Source organism: Aeromonas sp. QDB30, assembly GCF_027707645.1.
GTDB classification, from domain to species: Bacteria; Pseudomonadota; Gammaproteobacteria; order Enterobacterales; family Aeromonadaceae; genus Aeromonas; species Aeromonas caviae.
Window position 1 is genome coordinate 59,392 of the sequence record NZ_JAPCIY010000004.1, and the last position, 15,473, is coordinate 74,864.

General features: G+C 63.2%; 15 protein-coding genes and 1 pseudogene. 7 read left to right on the plus strand and 9 right to left on the minus strand.

Annotation, left to right across the window (positions count from 1 at the left end):
- Positions 1 to 108: 108 nt before the first annotated feature.
- From PG896_RS02225 to fldB, 3 genes are all read right to left on the minus strand, one after another.
- Positions 109 to 1,449, minus strand: coding sequence for a TldD/PmbA family protein (locus tag PG896_RS02225; RefSeq protein WP_161469855.1), 1,341 nt, complete (start codon positions 1,447 to 1,449; stop codon positions 109 to 111).
- On the minus strand, positions 1,449 to 2,849 hold the full coding sequence (locus PG896_RS02230; protein WP_161469856.1) for a TldD/PmbA family protein: 1,401 nt from the start codon (positions 2,847 to 2,849) through the stop codon (positions 1,449 to 1,451). The genes PG896_RS02225 and PG896_RS02230 overlap by 1 nt, the downstream gene beginning before the upstream one ends.
- Before the next feature lie 295 nt (positions 2,850 to 3,144).
- A complete protein-coding gene (gene fldB / locus PG896_RS02235; protein ID WP_160838797.1) occupies positions 3,145 to 3,663 on the minus strand; it encodes a flavodoxin FldB in 519 nt (172 codons plus the stop codon).
- 184 nt (positions 3,664 to 3,847) lie between these two features.
- Here fldB and xerD point away from each other — a divergent pair, with 184 nt between their 5' ends.
- Positions 3,848 to 4,747 carry a site-specific tyrosine recombinase XerD gene (gene xerD / locus PG896_RS02240; RefSeq protein WP_042014490.1) on the plus strand — a complete coding sequence of 300 codons (900 nt, stop codon included), beginning with the start codon at positions 3,848 to 3,850 and terminating at the stop codon, positions 4,745 to 4,747.
- 72 nt (positions 4,748 to 4,819) lie between these two features.
- Here the strand turns inward: xerD and mscL are convergent, their stop codons facing one another.
- Complete coding sequence (gene mscL, locus PG896_RS02245; protein WP_010673746.1) at positions 4,820 to 5,230, minus strand: large-conductance mechanosensitive channel protein MscL; 411 nt, start codon at positions 5,228 to 5,230, stop codon at positions 4,820 to 4,822.
- A gap of 259 nt (positions 5,231 to 5,489) precedes the next feature.
- Between mscL and PG896_RS02250 the strand changes: the two genes are divergently transcribed.
- From PG896_RS02250 to nqrE, 6 genes and pseudogenes are all read left to right on the plus strand, one after another.
- Positions 5,490 to 6,194, plus strand: a complete 705-nt coding sequence (locus PG896_RS02250) for a disulfide isomerase DsbC N-terminal domain-containing protein (protein WP_039041117.1) — start codon at positions 5,490 to 5,492, stop codon at positions 6,192 to 6,194.
- The gene (gene recJ, locus PG896_RS02255) at positions 6,160 to 7,890 is read left to right on the plus strand and encodes a single-stranded-DNA-specific exonuclease RecJ (RefSeq protein WP_270835337.1); all 1,731 of its coding nucleotides are present in this window, start codon (positions 6,160 to 6,162) and stop codon (positions 7,888 to 7,890) included. Before PG896_RS02250 ends, recJ begins: the two co-directional genes overlap by 35 nt.
- 151 nt (positions 7,891 to 8,041) lie before the next feature.
- Complete coding sequence (locus PG896_RS02260) at positions 8,042 to 9,223, plus strand: MerR family transcriptional regulator (RefSeq protein WP_109111913.1); 1,182 nt, start codon at positions 8,042 to 8,044, stop codon at positions 9,221 to 9,223.
- A 40-nt stretch (positions 9,224 to 9,263) separates the two neighbouring features.
- A complete protein-coding gene (locus PG896_RS02265) occupies positions 9,264 to 9,767 on the plus strand; it encodes a GNAT family N-acetyltransferase (RefSeq protein WP_109111912.1) in 504 nt (167 codons plus the stop codon).
- A 174-nt stretch (positions 9,768 to 9,941) separates the two neighbouring features.
- Complete coding sequence (locus PG896_RS02270) at positions 9,942 to 10,367, plus strand: hypothetical protein (protein ID WP_234929079.1); 426 nt, start codon at positions 9,942 to 9,944, stop codon at positions 10,365 to 10,367.
- Between the two features lie 202 nt (positions 10,368 to 10,569).
- Positions 10,570 to 11,169: pseudogene (gene nqrE, locus PG896_RS02275) on the plus strand (NADH:ubiquinone reductase (Na(+)-transporting) subunit E).
- 33 nt (positions 11,170 to 11,202) lie between these two features.
- Here the strand turns inward: nqrE and PG896_RS02280 are convergent.
- The 5 genes from PG896_RS02280 to PG896_RS02300 form a co-directional block, all read right to left on the minus strand.
- A complete protein-coding gene (locus tag PG896_RS02280; protein ID WP_109111911.1) occupies positions 11,203 to 11,691 on the minus strand; it encodes a GNAT family N-acetyltransferase in 489 nt (162 codons plus the stop codon).
- A gap of 145 nt (positions 11,692 to 11,836) precedes the next feature.
- Positions 11,837 to 12,802, minus strand: a complete 966-nt coding sequence (gene lipA, locus PG896_RS02285; protein ID WP_109111910.1) for a lipoyl synthase — start codon at positions 12,800 to 12,802, stop codon at positions 11,837 to 11,839.
- An 85-nt stretch (positions 12,803 to 12,887) separates the two neighbouring features.
- On the minus strand, positions 12,888 to 13,580 hold the full coding sequence (lipB, locus tag PG896_RS02290; protein WP_010673755.1) for a lipoyl(octanoyl) transferase LipB: 693 nt from the start codon (positions 13,578 to 13,580) through the stop codon (positions 12,888 to 12,890).
- A gap of 93 nt (positions 13,581 to 13,673) precedes the next feature.
- The gene (ybeD, locus tag PG896_RS02295) at positions 13,674 to 13,937 is read right to left on the minus strand and encodes a DUF493 family protein YbeD (protein WP_010673756.1); all 264 of its coding nucleotides are present in this window, start codon (positions 13,935 to 13,937) and stop codon (positions 13,674 to 13,676) included.
- Between the two features lie 279 nt (positions 13,938 to 14,216).
- Positions 14,217 to 15,446, minus strand: a complete 1,230-nt coding sequence (locus PG896_RS02300; RefSeq protein ID WP_039041110.1) for a D-alanyl-D-alanine carboxypeptidase family protein — start codon at positions 15,444 to 15,446, stop codon at positions 14,217 to 14,219.
- Positions 15,447 to 15,473: the final 27 nt, after the last annotated feature.

Genomic DNA, 15,473 nt, shown 5'->3' on the forward strand with positions numbered 1-15,473 from the left:
CGGTGGCTCTTTGAGGTTAGAAGTGGCTGTCGGGGGGTGCCATGGATAAAAAAAGCGGCGCCTGATGGCGCCGCTTGAAGGGGGAAGAGCCGAGTAAGGCTCCCCCTCTTATTTGCCGGCAATGCTGAGCCCGCCAAAGCGGATCAGCGGGGCATAGAAGTCCTTGCCATCGTCGTGGTGCAGCTGGTTGCCGACCGCTTCCAGCTCCCCGAGCAGACGATAGAAGTTGCCCGCCACCGTGATGCCGCGTACCGGTGCCACGCGCTCGCCATTTCGGCAGAGGAAGCCGGAGGCACCGAACGAGAAGTCGCCGCTCACCGCATCGGCCCCGGAGTGCAGGCCGTCCAGCTTGACCAGCTCCAGGTACTCACCGCTTTGTACCTCGGCCTCGCCGTGGGGGCCGAGCCCGAACACCAGGTGACGAGGGGCTACGTCCAGGGCACTGCGGGCACTGCGGGCGGCTGCACCGTTGCTCGTCACGCCGAAGTGGCGGGCGGTGGCGCTGTTGTGCAGCAGGGTCTTGAGCTCCCCCTCGCCGATGAGCAGGAGATCCGAAGTGGCGGCCCCTTCGCCGTCAAACGCCTTGATCTTCATGCCCCCCGGCATATAGGCACGACTCTCCAGGGTAAGCCAGCGAGAAGCCACGCTTTGGCCCAGCTTGTCGCGCCAGGGGTTGATCCCCTGCTGGGCCCACTTGCCAGACAGGGCGGCCTGGAAGCAGCCGAACAGGCTGGCCAGGGCATTGGTGTCGAAGATGGCGCTGTAGTGGCCGCTCGGCACCGCTTCTCCCGCCAGCAGGCCATCGGCCACGGCGTGGATCTGGCGGATCAGGGTCTGGCTGTCCAGTGCATCGAAGCGGCGCTCATACTGCCCCTGGGAGAACATGGACTGACGGCCGTCGCGCTCGATTAGGGCGGAGCTGTAGCAGCCGACGCTGAACGCCTGATGCTGGCAGAGGCTGCCCTGGCTGTTGGCGAGCCACAGCCGCCCCTCTCCCTCGAAGAAGCTGTTGTAGGGGGCGCCGGTCACGTCCGGCAGCGCCAGCATGTCCGACTCGAGGCGCAGGGCCAGGGCAATCTTCTCCTCCACTGGGGTGGTGTCGGGCTGATTGATCTCGGCGCAGTCGGTGGTGAGCCGGCTCTGCTGCACGGTGATGGTCTGATCCGGGTCCACCTTGGCGAAGCGGCTGGCATCCAGCGCATCCTGCAGCATGGCGGCCTGCGCCGACTGGTCGAGGGATTCCGAATAGGCGATGCCGACCCGGCCCTCTTTTATCAGCCGAATGCCGATCTGCTGGCTGCTGGTGACCTTGTATTCGCTGAGCTCGCCCTTGTCGGCCTTGAGGGAGAAGGCTTTGTCCTGGTTGGCGATGATGTCCGCCTCGGCACCGAGATCGGCGACCTGGTCCAGCAGGCGGGCAAGCAGTTGGTTCATGTCGAGTTGGCTCATCAGGCATTTCCCCCCACCAGAATATTGTCAACCTTGAGTGGCGGCTGGCCGACGGAGGCTGGAATGGAGCCTGAGACCGAGCCGCACATGCCGGCGGAGAGGGCAAGATCGCGCCCCACCATGGAGATCTCCTTCAATACCTGCGGGCCGGTGCCGATCAGGGTGGCCGACTTGAGCGGTCGGGTGATCTTGCCCCCCTCGATGAGGTAGGCCTCCTGCACGTTGAAGTTGAACTCGCCGGTGCCGGGCTGCACCGAGCCACCGCCCATCCGCTTGGCATAGATGCCATGCTCCACGGTCGCCAGCATCTCGTCCAGGCTGTGATGGCCCGGCTCTATGTAGGTGTTGCGCATGCGCGAGGCCGGCGCGAACTTGTAGGATTCGCGGCGCCCGGAACCGGTACGGGCGTAGCCGGTGCGCAGGGCCCCCATCCGGTCCACCAGGAAGCCGGTCAGCACGCCATCCTTGATGAGCTGGGTGTGCTGGGTCGCCATCCCCTCGTCATCGACGTTGATGGAACCCCAGGCGTTGCCCTGCAGCCCCTCGTCCACCGCGCTGACCGCCGGATTGGCGATGAGCTGGCCCATCTTGTCGTGGAACACCGAGGCCTTCTTGGCCACCGAGGTGGTCTCCAGCAGGTGGCCGCACGCCTCGTGGAAGATGACGCCGCCAAAGCCGCTCTCCATGATGACCGGCAGCTTGCCGCTCGGGCAGGGGGCGGCGCCCAGTTTCACCAGTGCCTGGCGGGTGGCGGTGAGGGCCAGCTCGCGGGGATCCACGCCGGCGGCGTGTTCCCAGCCCATCATGGAGCCGGGGGCTTCATAGCCCACGCTCTGTTCGCTGCCAAGGGCGGCGATGGTCTGGGCCATGATGCGGTTGTAGTGGCGGCGATCGCTCACCTGCACCCCTTCGCTGTTGAAGATCTCCACCTCCTGCTCCCAGCCCAGCACGTTGCCGGCAAACTGGCTCACTTTGGTGCTCTCGGCGCGGGCCGCGGCATCCATGGCGTGCAGGTAGGCGATCTTCTGTTCCAGCAGCTTGTCGGCCGACAGCGGCAAGGCCACCGGGTTGCGATCGCTCAGGCGACTGAAGTCGAAGGCGGTGGCGGTCACCACGGGGTCACGCCGGTCTTTGGCCGCCAGCAGGCTGACGATGCGCAACAGCTCATCGCGGCTGGCCAGGTTGGTGTAGCCGTAGAGCACCTTGTGGCCATAGCACAGGCGCACGCCGATGCCGAAATCGAGGCCGCCGCTGATGTTTTCTATCTGGCTGGAGAGCAGGCTGAGCTGGCTGCGGCGCTTGCGCTCCACAAACAGCTCGGCGAAGTCGGCACCCAGCGCCAGCGCGTGATCGAGCACGTCGCGGGCGATGGCGGGGGCCAACAGGGAGAATGGGGTCATAGAATTTCCTTATTCTGGTCTGTCCGTTTGCTTCCGATACCCGGCGTTGTGTTGTTATGGGGTGTCGACCTCATTGTTGCAGACCAGAAGCAAAAAGTCGCTATAGCGTCAGCCGATGATACCGAACGAGAAAATCGGTGCGATTTATGCGCCCGGCAGCCCGAGCGCAGGCTACCGACAGGGGAGGTTGGCGCCGCTCATGGCGCTCGCTTGATATCTGGTCGACCCACTGCTCGATGCGGGGTCGATCTGGTCGTCCATTGGCTGGCGTCGTTGAACATCCAGGCGATCAGGATCAGAGCAGTTCGTGGATCTCGTTCAGGATCTGGTCGACCCACTGCTCGATACGGGACTCGGTCTGGTCGTACTGGTTGGCGTCATCAAGGGCCAGCCCGACGAAGTGACGGCCATCGTCGATGAGCGCCTTGGAGGCGTCAAACTCGTACCCCTCGTTGGGCCAGTAGCCCACCAGCTTGACCCCCTTGGGGACCAGCTGATTGTGCAGCAGGCCGAGGGCATCCTGATACCACTCCCCATAGCCCAGCTGATCGCCCATGCCAAACAGGGCGATGATGCGTCCCTCCAGATGCAGGTCGGCGATGTCTTCCCAGCGAGATTCCCAGTCCTCCTGCAGCTCGCCGAAGTCCCAGGTGGAGATGCCCAGGATCAGGATGTCGTACTCCTGCATGCGGGCGAGGGGCACATCCTTGATGTTGTGGAGATCGACCAGCTCGGGGCCAATGAGGGCGCGGATCTTCTCGGCGGCCATCTCGGTGTAGCAGGTGGTGGAGCCGTAAAACAAACCTATCTTCATCGCTCTTCTCTTGATCGCAGTAGGCAAGGGGCGTGACCGGCACAGCGGCGCCCGGGGGGGAGGGCGCCAGTCTAGCAGATTGCGCCGGGCTCTTCACCGCCTGAGGGGATGTGCAGCCTTGCCTTGCGGCCCGGGTGGGTCGGCACGTTACAATGGCGACCTGTTTCCCTGAGCGCGGCGCACCATGAGCAAAGCAGAATCCCATCCCCTGATCGAGCCGTTTCTCGACGCCCTCTGGCTGGAGCGTGGGCTTTCCGACAACACGGTCAGCTCCTATCGCACCGACCTGGAAAAATTTGCCCTCTGGCTCGATGAGCAAGGCGGTTCCCTGCTGCTGGCGGGGCTGGACGACATCCAGCACTACCTCGCCTGGCGGGTCGACCACCAGTTCGCGGCCAGCAGTACGGCCCGTTTCCTCTCGGCCCTGCGCCGCTTCTACCAGTATCTCAATCGCGAGAAGCTGCGCAGCGACGATCCCACCGTGCTGCTGGAGGGGCCAAAGCTCCCCAAAAAGCTGCCATCGGATCTGAGCGAAGCCGAGGTGGAGGCGCTGCTGCAAGCGCCCCTGGTGGACGACCCGCTGGAGCTGCGGGACAAGGCAATGCTCGAGCTGCTCTACGCCACCGGGCTGCGGGTGTCCGAGCTGGTGGGGCTGACCGCCGAGCATGTCAGCCTGCGCCAGGGGCTGGTGCGAGTAGTGGGCAAGGGCAACAAGGAGCGGCTGGTCCCCATGGGGGAGGAGGCGGTGCACTGGCTGGAGCGCTACTACCGGGAGGGGCGCACCCTGCTGCTGGGTGGCACCAGCTCGGACGTGGTGTTCCCCTCCAAGCGGGCCCGGATGATGACCCGCCAGACCTTCTGGCACCGCATCAAGCTCTATGCCCTGAGAGCCGGCATCAGGGGAGAACTCTCCCCCCACACCCTGCGTCACGCCTTCGCCACCCACCTGCTCAATCACGGCGCCGATCTGCGAGTGGTGCAGATGCTGCTGGGCCACGCGGATCTCTCCACCACCCAGATCTATACCCACGTGGCCAACGAGCGGCTCAAGGCACTGCACGGCCAGCACCACCCCAGAGCCTGATCGCCTCACCTGCCTTGCAACAAAAAACCGCCCGAAGGCGGTTTTTTTCAGCACACGACAGGGAGGAAACGGTTATTTCCCCTGCTGGGATTTCAGCAAGTCGCGGATCTCGGTCAGCAGCTCCTGATCCTTGGTGGGGCCGGCCGGGGCAGCGGCTTCCTCTTCCTGCTTCTTCTTCAGGGTGTTGATGGCCTTGAGCCCCATGAAGATGGCGAAGGAGATGATCAGGAAGTCGATACAGGTCTGGATGAATTTGCCATAGGCGATGACCACGGCAGGGGCATCCCCTTCGGCGGCCTTCAGGGTCACGGCGAGATCGCTGAAATCCACGCCCCCCAGGATCAGCCCGATGGGCGGCATGATCACGTCTCCCACGAAGGAGGAGACAATCTTGCCAAAGGCGGCACCTATGATGATACCGACCGCCATGTCGATCACATTGCCCCTGGATGCAAAGGCCTTGAACTCTTGAATCAGACTCATTTTTCCCCCTAGAAATGGACGACATGCCACTTGAGCGCACGTCGATTTGAATAATAAAACATCAGCAAAACAGAGGGATGACTAAAGATGTCTCCCGTCGTCCTGATTAGCTTGCGGGGCTAAAGCCCGATTGGCAACCTGTCATCCCGTGATTTTTTCTTGCGGACGTTATTAATCGATCACTAATTAAGGTCTTTGGGAGAGGGAATTGTCTGGGTTACCTTATGAGGCCATTCAATCATGCCAAGTGAATGAGCTGATGCGATATTTACTGCTGGGAATGATGCTGCTGTGCGCTTTTGCGGCCAGCGCGGGGATGGACCCCCATGTGTTGAAACAGACCATAGAGCAGCGCCTCGGTGTGCAGGTCTACCTGGTGGACGAGACCCCCATGCCGGGCCTCTATCTGCTGGGCACGGCCCAGGGACTGCTCTACAGCGATGCCAGGGGAGACTATGTGCTGCAGGGCTCCATGCTGGATCTGGCCCACGACATGAGAAACCTCACCCGGCTCAGCCAGCAGCAGCAACGCAGGCTGGCGCTCTCCCAGATAGGGGAGGCCCGGCTCTGGCTCAAGGCCACCCCTGAACGCCACCGCCTCACCCTGTTTACCGATCTCGCCTGCGGTCCTTGCCGCATCGCGCTGGAGGAGTTACCCCGCTTGCAGGCGAGGGGCGTGAGCGTGCAACTGCTGCCTGCGCCTGTCGCCGCCTCGGATCAGGCTAGCTGGTGCGATCCCGGTCTGCTGCGCGAACTCAACTTCAGCGATCGTTTGCCTGAGAGCGGCTGTAATGCGATCCTTGCCCATCATATCGGCCTGAGCCAATGGCTCGGGATCAAGGCGTCACCGAGCTGGGTCCTGCCCAATGGCGACCTGGTGCGCGGTTACCAGAGCCCCGAACAACTGCTCAAGATACTGGATCACATCAATGCCCCTGCAAATCCGTCGTCGTCCGCGAGTTGATGATTCCCATCTGCCCGCCACCCTGCACCCGCTGCTTCGCCAGATCTTCACCAGCCGCGGGGTCGAAGACCCTGCCCTGCTGGAGCGCAGCGCCAACCAGCTGCTGCCGCCCCAGCGCCTGTTCGGCATGGCGCAGGCGGTGCCGCTGCTGGCCGAGGCGCTGACGGCGCAAAAACGCATTCTCATCGTCGGTGACTTCGACTGCGACGGCGCCACCAGCTCGGCCCTGTGCGTGCTGGCTTTGCGCGCCATGGGGGGGCACCACATCGATTTTCTGGTGCCCAACCGATTCGAGTTCGGTTATGGCCTCACCCCGGAGATCGTCGAGCTGGCGGTGGCCCGCGGCGCCGAGTTCCTGATCACGGTGGACAACGGCATCTCCAGCATCGCCGGGGTGGCGGCGGCCAAGGCGGCAGGCATGCAGGTACTGGTTACCGATCACCATTTGCCCGGCCAGGAGCTGCCTGACGCCGACGCGATAGTGAACCCCAACCAGCATGGCTGCGACTTCCCCTCCAAGTCCCTGGCCGGGGTCGGGGTCGCCTTCTATCTGATGGCGGCCCTCAACACCCATCTGCGCCAGAGCGGCTGGTATGAGTGCCAGGAGCTGCGCGCCCCCAACGTGGCGGATTACCTGGATCTGGTGGCCCTCGGCACCGTGGCCGACGTGGTGGCGCTCGATGGCAACAACCGCATCCTGGTTCATCAGGGGTTGCAGCGGATCCGGGCCGGCCGTTGTCGCCCCGGCATCCAGGCGCTGGTGGATGTGTCGGGCCGCGACGGTCGTCGCCTGTGCGCTGCCGATCTCGGCTTTGCGCTGGGGCCGCGCCTCAACGCGGTGGGCCGGCTCGATGACATGTCCCTCGGGGTCGCTTGTCTGCTCTGTGACGACATCAACCTGGCGCGCCAGTTCGCCTCCGAAATGGACAGCCTCAACCAGGAGCGCAAGGAGATCGAGCAGGGGATGCAGCAGGAGGCGCTCGCCACTTTGGAGCAGATCCGTTTTCGTGACGGCGAGGTGCCCTCCGGCATCGTGCTGCACCGAAACGAGTGGCATCAGGGGGTGGTGGGGCTGGTGGCCTCCAAGGTGAAGGAGAAGTACTACCGCCCGGTCATCGCCTTTGCCGAGAGCAGCGAGACCGAGCTCAAGGGCTCCGGGCGCTCCATCCCGGGGGTGCACCTGCGCGATGCGCTGGAACTGCTCGATACCCGCCACCCCGGCTTGATGGGCAAGTTTGGCGGCCACGCCATGGCGGCCGGGTTGACCCTGCCCAAGGCCAATATCGAGGCCTTCGGGCGGGCTTTTGAGGCGGTCATCGGCGAGCTGGTGACCCCTGAGCTCTTGACCGGGGTGCTGCTCACCGATGGCGAACTGCTGCCGGACGAGCTCACCCTCGAGCTGGCAGAGCTTATTCGCGCCTCCGGCCCCTGGGGTCAGGCCTTCCCCGAGCCGCTGTTTGACGGGGAATTCGTGCTGGTGCAGCAGCGGCTGGTGGGGGAGAAGCACCTCAAGATGATGCTGACCACGGATTCCGGCCACGCGGTGGATGCCATCGCCTTTGGCGTCGACTTGCAACGCTGGCCCGATGCCTCGGTGAAGCGGGTGCGGCTGGTCTACCGGCTCGACGTCAACGAGTGGCGTGGCAACCGCAGCGTGCAGTTGCTGGTGGAGCATCTGGAAGCCGCCGGTCTCTGATTCCCGCGAGTCTCTCTTGCTGCCGATGACGGCCACCTCAGGGTGGCCGTTTTTTTATGGTGTGAACCCGGATGTTGTCGTTGACCCGTCTATTGCTTCACAGTTTAAGCTTCCCTTCATCGGGTCACGGACACCTCAGCGAGTGGTTGTCATGAAAATATCTGAACTGGCCCGGCGCTGCGGCCTGGCACGCTCCACCCTGCTCTATTACGAGAAACTGGGGGTGATTGCGGGCACGAGGGGCGCCAACGGCTATCGCCACTACGACGATGACGATCTGCAGCGGCTGCGGATGGTACAGGCCCTGCAGGCCGGTGGCCTCAGCCTCAAGCAGTGCCTCGCCTGTCTGGCGGGCGAGCTGGAGCAGGCGACACTGGAAGCCCGGGTCAGGGAGCTGGATGAAGAGCTGGCGCGGATGCAACGCGCCCGGGATCTGCTGGCGGATCTCGCCGGTTTGCGTGCGCACTCCGGCGACGAGTTCAAGGCCTGGCAGCGGCAACTGCAGCATCAAGCCCCGCAGGCCTACTTTGCCTGGGTGATGAAGCAGGGATTCAGTGAAAAAGAGCGTTACCACCTGCAGTGGCTCAGCAAAGACATGAACGAACATGAGCGCTACATCCGGGATTTCAAGCTGCTGCTGGACGGCATGAGCTATTGGGGGCCGGGCGATAGCCTCTTCACACAGCAGCAGTTTGCCGCGCTGCCCAGCCAGCCTCGCCGGATCCTCGACATGGGCTGCGGGCGCGGCGCCGCCACCTTGGCGCTGGCACAGGTGACGGACGCCACCATAGTGGCCATCGATCTGGACGAGGAGGCGCTGGCCGCCGTGGCGAGATCGGCCAGCGCGGCTGGCTTTGAGCAGGTCACTACCCTGTGCGCCAACATGGCGGCGCTGCCGGCAGACCTTGCCCCCGCCGATCTCATCTGGGCCGAGGGGAGTGCCTACACCATCGGGGTGGCCAACGCCTTGCAGGCATGGCGGCCGTACCTTGCCGGCCCTGCTGCCTGCCTGGTGCTGAGCGACCTGGTGTGGCTGACTGACACGCCCCCAGAGGAGGCGCTGGCGTTCTGGCAGCGAGATTATCCCGCAATGCAGACCCTGGCGGGCCTGCTCAAAACGGTGCAGGAGGCGGGTTATCGCTGTCTGTGGCATACCCCGTTGCCGCAAAGGGCCTGGGACAACTATCTGGATCCCATCGAGCGCAATCTGGCGCGCCACCGTGCCGAGCTGGGGGATAGCCCAGCCTGGCAGGATCTGAGCCGGGAAGTGGCCATCCACCGCCAATACCTGGGCAGCTATGGCTATGTGATCTGCTGCCTGCAGACAGTCTGATCAGGCCATCCATTGCAAGATAACAAACGGAGAAAACCTTATGAATATTCTCATTCGACCTGAAACGGGCGCCGATCACGACGCCATTGAAGCGCTGACCGTGGCCGCGTTCCTCAATGCCCCCCATACCGATCACAACGAACAGCTGATCGTGCGCGCCTTGCGCCAGGCCGGGGCACTCAGCCTGTCGCTGGTGGCGGAGCAGGCGGGGCGGGTGGTCGGCCACCTCTGCTTCTCGCCGGTCACCATCAGCGATGGCAGCCCGCACTGGTATGGCCTTGGCCCCATTTCCGTCTCCCCTGCGCTTCAGGGCAGGGGGCTGGGGTCACGGCTGATGGACGCGGGTCTGGCCGAGCTCAAGGGGATGGGAGCGGTCGGCTGCGTGGTGCTGGGGGATCCCGGCTTCTACGGCCGTTTCGGTTTCGTGCCCGAGCCGGGGTTGACGCTGCCCGGCGTGCCGCCCGAGTACTTCATGGCCCGCTCGTTCGGCGCTGCCATGCCCAGTGGTGAAGTGCGCTATCACCCGGCCTTCGAGCAGGGCTAAGCCCTCACCTTGAGGAAGATGCAAGTCGCTTTCTCAAGGTGGTGCAACCTTGCCGGTTTTAGGGAATAGGGCGGTGTTTAATATCAACCTTTCTGATATCTCATGGTGGAAAATGCAATAAGTGACGGTATTGTGATATATTCCACCTGTAATTTTTCTTGACGGACAGCCCCCTTGTCATCCTCTCGCCGCCCCTCGTCATGGCCGATGGTGCTTGCCATCGCCTGCCTTCTCTGGCTTGCCGCTGCGGCGGCGGCAGGGGTCGTTGCAACGCCGGGAATGGAGACGCAAGGGCAGGAGTGGCCGATGCTGTTCCATGAGCCAGCGAACCCGGGGCTTGCCGACAACGTCAGCCTGCCGCCCGCCTCCCAGTGGCGGCTCGGTTTCGAACAGGGACGGCGACTGGAAGGGGCCGCTCATGCCGAGCTCTACCAGATGCTGCTGGCCTGGTTCCAGCACGAGATCCTCGGCCTGCTCTGCGGCCTGCTGTTTTTCCTGCCTCTCATCTATCTCAGGCAGCGGCCCGACTACTTCGGCGCTCTGCACACACGGCGGCTTCGCTGCCACCACCTGCAATATCGCTTCTGCCAGGGCGACTAGGTTCACCAGCCGGGCGCCTGCCCGTTTGATCCCCGTCATTGAGTACCGCTGACCGGGCTGCTCGGCAGTCTGGCGGCTGCCGTGGTCATTCTGGGTGCTGCGCCAGCTCTCTCTGTAAACGTCATCCGTGACGTCATCTTCGCGACTGGCCGTTGGCCGGGCGCGGACGTGCTCTTATTGCAACCAAGTGGTGAACTCATTCATGGACTATTACGTCAATCTCTTCATCCAGTCGATTTTTGTGGAAAACCTGGCGCTGGCCTTCTTCCTTGGCATGTGCACCTTCCTGGCCGTTTCCAAGAACATCAACACCGCCTTCGGTTTGGGCATGACGGTGCTGGTGGTCATGGTGATCGCCATTCCCCTCAACAACCTGATCTACCGCCATATCCTGCGTCCCTAGAGTACCTTCCTCGGGGAGTTTGATCTGGGCTTTCTCGATTTCATCGTCTACATCGGGGTGCTGGCGGCGCTGGTGCAGGTGATGGAGATGGTGCTCGACAAACATTTCCCAGCGCTCCATCACGCGCTCGGTATCTATCTGCCGCTGCTGACGGTGCACTGCGCCATCTTCGGCGGGGTGATGTTCATGGCCCAGCGGGATTACGACTTCATCGAATCCGTGGTCTACGGGGCGGGCTCAGGGCTGGGCTGGCTGCTGGCCATCGTCGCCATTGCGGGGTTGCGCCAGAAGATGAAGTATTCGGATGTGCCCGAGGGGCTGCGGGGGATCGGCATTACCTTCATCGTGGCCGGGCTGATGTCCCTCGGCTTCATGTCTTTTTCCGGCATCTCGCTCTGAGCCATGGGCCGGGTGGTGGCCCAATGAAGGTGCTCAATCCAGACGCTTTGCCATGTTGTAGCCGGTGATGGTGAAGCCCAGCGCCTGATAGAGCGCCAGTGCCCTCGGGTTGTCATGGGCCACCCTCAGCTTGATCTGGTGGATGCCTAGGGGGGCGAGCTGCGCTTCCAGGGCGGCCATGGCTGCCTTGCCGAGGCCGCGACCACGATGGGGCGGTGTCACATAGAAGTCGTAGATGAAGGTGGTGCCGGCGGCGGCGTCGATGGCGTGCCAGAGATAGCCCAGAGGCTCGCCCGGCGCGTTCGAGGCTTCAGGTACCATGGCGAGCAGGTGATGACCCGGGGTGGCGACACCCAGTGGCAGGAGCTGCTGCAACGAGGCGTCGGCCTGACGGTGGGCGTCAGGCAGCGCCATCCCGTGGTTGCTGGCAAGATCCTGGGCGTAATCCTCGATGAAGTAGTCGCGATAGGCGGGAAAGTCTGCGTCACGCAGGGGGATCAGGCGAACGGTGAGAGTCGGCATCCGGCACAGCACTCCAGAGAAGGGGAGTGGCCACGTTACGCCAGAACGGCGCCAATCACAAAGGGACAACCGCTGCCTGCGAGGTGACGGCGATAAAAAAAGAGCGCCCAGGGGCGCTCTTTTTTCTGCCAGCAGGAAAAGAGGCTTATTTGACCTCTTCCCCCTTGGCTTGCAGGTCTGCGTGGTAGGAGGAACGCACGAAGGGACCGCAGGCGGCGTGGCTGAAGCCGAGCTCCATGGCCACATCCTTGAGTTCGTCGAACTCTGCGGGCGGCACATAACGCTTCACCGGCAGGTGGTGGCGGCTCGGTTGCAGATACTGGCCCAGGGTCAGCATGTTGACGCCGTGCTCGCGCAGATCCTTGAGTACCTCGACGATCTCCTCGTTGGTCTCGCCAAGGCCCATCATCAGACCGGACTTGGTCGGCACGTGGGGGTGCATCTCCTTGATGCGGCGCAGCAGCTCCAGGGACCACTTGTAGTCGGCACCCGGACGGGCAACCCGGTACATGCGCGGGGCGGTTTCCAGGTTGTGGTTGAAGACGTCAGGCGGGGTCTCGCGGAACACCTCCAGCGCCTGCTCCATCCGGCCACGGAAGTCCGGGGTCAGGATCTCGATGCGGGTCTGGGGGCTGTGCTCGCGGATCTCGCGGATGCAGTCGGCGAAGTGCTGGGCACCGCCGTCCCGCAGATCGTCGCGGTCCACCGAGGTGATCACCACGTACTTGAGGTTCATCTCCTTGATGGTGAGTGCCAGCTTCTTCGGCTCCTCCGGATCCAGCGGCAACGGACGGCCGTGGGCCACGTCGCAGAAGGGGCAGCGGCGGGTACAGATGGCGCCCATGATCATGAAGGTTGCGGTGCCGTGGTTGAAGCACTCCGCCAGGTTGGGGCAGGAAGCCTCTTCACACACAGAGTGCAGCTTGTTTTTGCGCAGGGTGCTCTTGATGTGCTCGATCTTCTGGCTCGACGGCGGCAGCTTGATCCGCATCCACTCCGGCTTGCGCAGCACTTCCTCGTTGGGATCCGGCATGAATTTCACCGGGATCAGGGCCATCTTGTCGCCATCGCGCAGCTTGACGCCCGGCTCCATACGAACGGGTTTGCTCATGATTCACTCTCGGTGTTTGTTATTGTCTGGTTGACGGTCACCAGGGGCCTTGCGGCTCCCTCGTGACCACGGGGCATGGGGTTGCTCATGCCGCCTCTTCGGTATTCGTGATCTCTTGGTAGCCAATCAGGCGGGCCAGCTCCGTCACCAGCAGGGACTGTGCCTCGGCGACGCTCTGCGGGCCGCCCAGGGCGCTGGTCTGGGTCATGGCCATGCCCGCATAGCCGCACGGATTGATGCGCAGGAAGGGAGTCATGTCCATGTTGACGTTGAGAGCCAACCCGTGGAACGAGCACCCCTTGCGAATGCGCAAACCCAGGGACGCCAGTTTGGCTTCCATACCCAGATCGCTCTTCACGTAGACGCCCGGGGCATCGGCCTTGGCGTAGGCCTCGATATTGCTTTTGGCGAGCGTGTTGATGATGGCGGTTTCGAGGCAGGTCACCAGCTCCCGTACAGAGAGCTTGCTGCGGCGCACATCCACCAGCACGTAGAGCACCAGCTGGCCCGGGCCGTGATAGGTCACCTGGCCGCCGCGATCACTCTGCACCACCGGGATGTTGCCGGGGGCGAGCAGGTGTTCGGCCTTGCCGGCCTGACCCTGGGTGTAGACGGGGTCATGCTCCACTACCCAGAACTCGTCCGGGGTGTCGGGGGTGCGATTGTCGGTGAACGCCTTCATGGCGTCCCACACCGGCTGGTAGGGGCGACGGCCCAGCTGTCTGACGAGCAGTTGGCCGGCTGACGGTTGTGGCTCGGCGGGCGTTTCGAGTGACATCTTTCCTCACTGGCGGCGCGGTGTCGGTACGGTCGCCGCTGCGACCGGGCGGCAAATAATCAGTCGCCCCGGTGGCGGGGCGAGAGAGGCAACTTACAGGACGTAACGAACCAGCTCGATCTTGCCAAGGGCGGTATACATGGCCTCGATGTGTTCCTTGCTCTGGGCGGTGACCGTCACCCGTACCGAGTGATAGTTGCCCTTGGAGCTCGGTTGAACGGTCGGGCTGTAGGTGCCGGGAGCATGTTGCTGCAGCACTTCCACCACCATGTCGGGCAGGGCGGGATCGGCCACGCCAAGCACCTTGAACGGGAACTTGCAGGGGAACTCCAGCAGTTCATCAAACTTGGTATTCATCTACTTCACCTTTCTGGGTCGCCGGGAAGCGACGTCATCTTTACGTCTTTGAGGGCCGCCGAAACGGTCCCCTCATCTGCCCCCAGGGGACAGTTCCCAGTCTATATGGGCATGAGCCGCCTCGGGATCAAGACCCGGCGGTGCGGCAAGACGTGGAAATGCTGCTTTTTACCACAAATCGTCAGTCGGCGGAACCTGCAGATTACAGGGTTATTGACTGGACAGACCGCAAAAGACAGCAGCGGCGCCTGTTGGCGCCGCTGCTTGAGGAAGGGTCTGTTACTTGAACCAGCTGGAGACCAGCATCACCAGGTAATCCCACAGGCGGCTCATCAGGCCACCTTCCTGCACCTCTTCCAGGGCAACCAGGGGAACCTGCTTGATCTCCTTGTCCCCTTGCTTGAGGTACACGGTACCGACGCGCTGGCCCTTGGCCAGGGGCGCCTTCAGCTCGCTCTCCAGCTGGAAGTCCGCCTTGAGGTTGTTGCCCTGGCCACGGGTGACCAGCACGGAGACGTCCTTGTCGACCCCCAGCTTCACTTCAGACTTGTCGCCCATCCAGATCTTCTGGGTGACCAGTTCGGTGCCCGCCTTGTAGGGGGTCAGGCTCTGGAAGAAGCGGAAGCCGTAGGTGAGCAGCTTCTTGCTCTCGGCGGCGCGGGAAGCCTCGCTGTTGGCCCCCATGACCACGGCGATCAGGCGCATGCCTTCGTTGTTGGTGGCGGAAGAGACCAGGTTGTAGCCGACCTGGCTGACGTGACCGGTCTTGATGCCGTCAACCTGCAGGGATTGGTCCCACAGCAGGCGGTTGCGGTTGTGCTGGGTGATGCCGTTGAACACGAAGGACTTCTGGGAGTAGATCTTGTACTCCTCCGGCTGATCGTGGATCAGGGCCTGACCCAGGCGGGCCATGTCGCGGGCGGTACTGTAGTGGCCCTCTTCATCCAGGCCGTGGGGGTTCTTGAACTGGGAGTCCTTCATGCCGAGCTTGGCGGCCCAGGCGTTCATCAGGCTGGCGAAGGAGTCGGTGCTGCCTGCCAGGTGCTCGGCCATGGCGACGCAGGCGTCGTTGCCGGACTGGATGATGATGCCCTTGTTGAGATCATCGACGGAGACCTGCTTGCCCACCTCGATGAACATCTTGGAGGAGTCGGAGTAGTTCTTGGACCAGGCGTTCTGGCTGATGGTCACCATGTCGGTGCCCTTGATGTTCCCTTTGTGCAGCTCGTCGCCGACGATGTAGGAGGTCATCATCTTGGTCAGGCTGGCGGGGGGCAGACGCTCGTCGGCGTTCTGCTCGGCCAGCACCTGGCCCGAGAAGTAGTCGATCAGGATGTGGGCCTTGGCGGAGATCTCGGGCGCGGCAGGCACCACCATGGGGGCGCTGTTCAAAGTGGGGACCGGCTGGGCACTCGGCAGGGCCGAATCCGGGGTCGGAACAGGCTGGTTGGCCTGAGCGGTGGCGCTTAACAGGGAGGCCAGAATAACGGAGCGGGCAAATTTGGACATCTTGAAATTCCTGGTGCCTGGATGGGA